The organism is Paenibacillus sp. Y951, assembly GCF_056786395.1.
In genome coordinates, this window is sequence record NZ_JBXCIY010000053.1 from 1 (window position 1) to 2,816 (window position 2,816).

At 50.9% G+C, this 2,816-nt stretch carries 1 protein-coding gene and 1 pseudogene; both read left to right on the plus strand.

Features of this window, described 5'->3' with window-relative positions; genetic code table 11:
* A pseudogene (locus tag AC1TPB_RS24675) lies at nt 1-181 on the plus strand (hypothetical protein); the annotation flags it as partial.
* A gap of 50 nt (nt 182-231) precedes the next feature.
* A partial coding sequence (locus tag AC1TPB_RS24680; protein WP_482078920.1) for a non-ribosomal peptide synthetase occupies nt 232-2,816 on the plus strand: 2,585 nt, incomplete at its 3' end.

Sequence of the window (2,816 nt, forward strand, 5' to 3'; positions counted from 1 at the left end):
GGAGGAGTACCACGAAAGCACGATACAAGCATTGCTGGCCAGCTACAAGAAGCAGTTACTTTCGATCGTCGAACATTGCATGCAGCAAACCGAGACGGAACTTACTCCGAGCGATGTGGGGAGCGAAGCAGTGCCTTTAGACATTTTTGAAGAGCTTTTAACGGAGTTGAATGATTTGTAAAATGAGATCTTTAATGTCCGTAATTTATAAGTGAAAGATAGGTGATTGTAATGAGTGGTGGCGGTAACCATAACGTGGTTTCCATGTACCCGCTGTCTCCGATGCAAGAAGGCATGCTGTTCCAAGCGTTAAGGGAGCCGCAGTCGTCCGCTTACTTCGAACAATTGTCGTTTGTGATTCAAGGGTCGCTGCATGAAGCCAATCTAGAGAAGAGCCTTTTCCTTCTGATGGAACGTCACGATATCTTTCGAACGGTGTTTAAGTACGAGGGATTGAAAAGGCCGTTGCAGATCGTACTCAAAAAGCGCAATCCTTCGATCCTATTCGAAGATTACACAGGGTTATCGGAAGATGAAATCAAGATCAACGTGGAGCGGTTCAAACAATTGGATCGGGAACAAGGATTCGATCTCACGAAAGATGTGCTATTGCGGATTGCCGTATTAAGGACGAGAGAGAGCCAATACGAGATTGTATGGAGCCACCATCATATACTGATGGACGGCTGGTGCATGGGCATCGTCTTAAAAGAGTTCTTCTATATGTACGCACAGCTTTGCAGTGGTAAGGCGATAGATTTACCCCCCGTGAAGCCCTATATCGACTTTATCAAGTGGTTGGAGAAGCAGAATCGTGAAGAAGCGCTGGTCTACTGGAGAGATTACTTGTCGGGATACGGACATCGGGTGACGATTCCTGCAAGCGGAAGTCGTACAGATGAGTCGTATGTGCTGGAAGAAGTCAATTATTCGTTCACAGAGACATTGACCGAGCATTTAACAAAATTGAGCATTCATCATCAGGTTACGATAAACAGTATGATGCAAACGGCATGGGGCATTTTGCTGTGCAGATACAATAATATCGATGACTCAGTGTTCGGTGCGGTCATATCTGGGCGTCCTCCGGAAATCGACGGCATCGAGAACATGGTGGGGCTGTTTATCAACACGCTGCCGGTTCGGCTAAGCCTGAACGAACAAGCGGACTCTTACATCGAAACGGTCAAACGGTTGCAGCAACGAGCGCTCGATTCGGAGAAATATGCGTACCTTTCATTGGCAGAGATTCAAGCGCAATCGGATCTGAAACAAAACTTGATCGACCATCTGTTTGTGTTCCAAAACTATCCGGACGTCTATGAAGTTAACGGACAGCCTGAGGACCAGGCTTTACAGATCAAGGACATTCAAATGTTCGAACATACCAATTATTCGTTAAGCGTGACGATGCATGTACATGCGAATCGGCTTGGCATCAGAATCTGTTTTAATTCGTCGGAGCATCGTAAAGCCAACATCGAACGAGTGATTAGCCATTTGGAGACCATTCTGGAGCAAGTGGCAGCAAGGCCGGACATGCGGCTGGATGAGATCGAGCTGGCTGGGGAAGAAGAGAAGCGTCAGCTGCTGGAGACGTTTAACGACACAAAGGCGGAGTATCCGAAGGATAAGACGATCCACGCGTTGTTCGAGGAACAGGCGGAGCGGACTCCAGAAGCCGAGGCGATCGTATTCGAGTCTGCGCGAATGACGTATGGTGAGCTGAACGTGAAGGCGAACCAACTGGCGCATGAGCTACGGGCACGAGACGTAGGAACCGACGAGATCGTGGGAATTATGGCGGAGCGTTCGGTCGAGATGATCGTGGGGATTCTCGCGATCCTAAAGGCCGGCGGTGCGTACTTACCAATGGACCCGGCGTACCCTTCTGAGCGGATCGCGTACATGCTGGAAGACAGCAAGGCCGATCTTCTGCTCGTATACGGTGACGCAGAAGTGCCACAAGAATACGAAGGAACCGTGCTGAACCTGGCGGACGCGTCGCTGTATGCGGGCGAGACGTCGAACTTGCCAGCAGCAAGTGGTCCGATGGATCTGGCGTACGTGATCTATACGTCGGGATCGACGGGACAGCCGAAGGGCGTAGCCGTGGTCCAACGCGGCGTTGTGCGGCTAGTGAAGGAAGCGGACTATGTGCGCATCACGGAACAAGATATCTTTTTACAGGCTTCGACGGTATCCTTCGATGCGGCGACATTTGAAATTTGGGGAAGTTTGCTGAACGGTGCGAAGTTGGTACTAATGCCGCCAGGCATTCCGACGCTGGAAGAACTGGCGGAACGGATCGAAACATATGGCGTGACGATTCTATGGTTAACGTCGGGTCTGTTTAACGTCATGGTGGAGCATCGCCTGCAAGGATTAAAAGGAGTACGCCAGTTGCTCGTAGGCGGCGATATCGTCTCCGCACAACATGCGAAAAAGGCGATGGAAATCGAAGGGTTGCAACTGATCAACGGTTACGGCCCGACGGAAAGTACAACCTTCGCCTGCTGCTATCCGATAGGTGAAGGGGACGTTAACGAGGGAACAATTCCGATTGGGCGTCCGATTGCCAATACCCGGGCATACGTCATCGACCGTTCGAACAAGCTAGCGCCAATCGGGGTACCGGGGGAGCTGTGCATCGCAGGAGACGGCTTGGCGCGTGGATACTTGAACCGTCCGGAGCTAACGGCGGAGAAGTTTGTGGACAACCCGTTTGAACCAGGCGAGCGGATGTATCGGACCGGAGACTTGGTAAGATGGCTGCCGGATGGGAATCTGGAGTACCTTGGAAGGATTGACGAGCA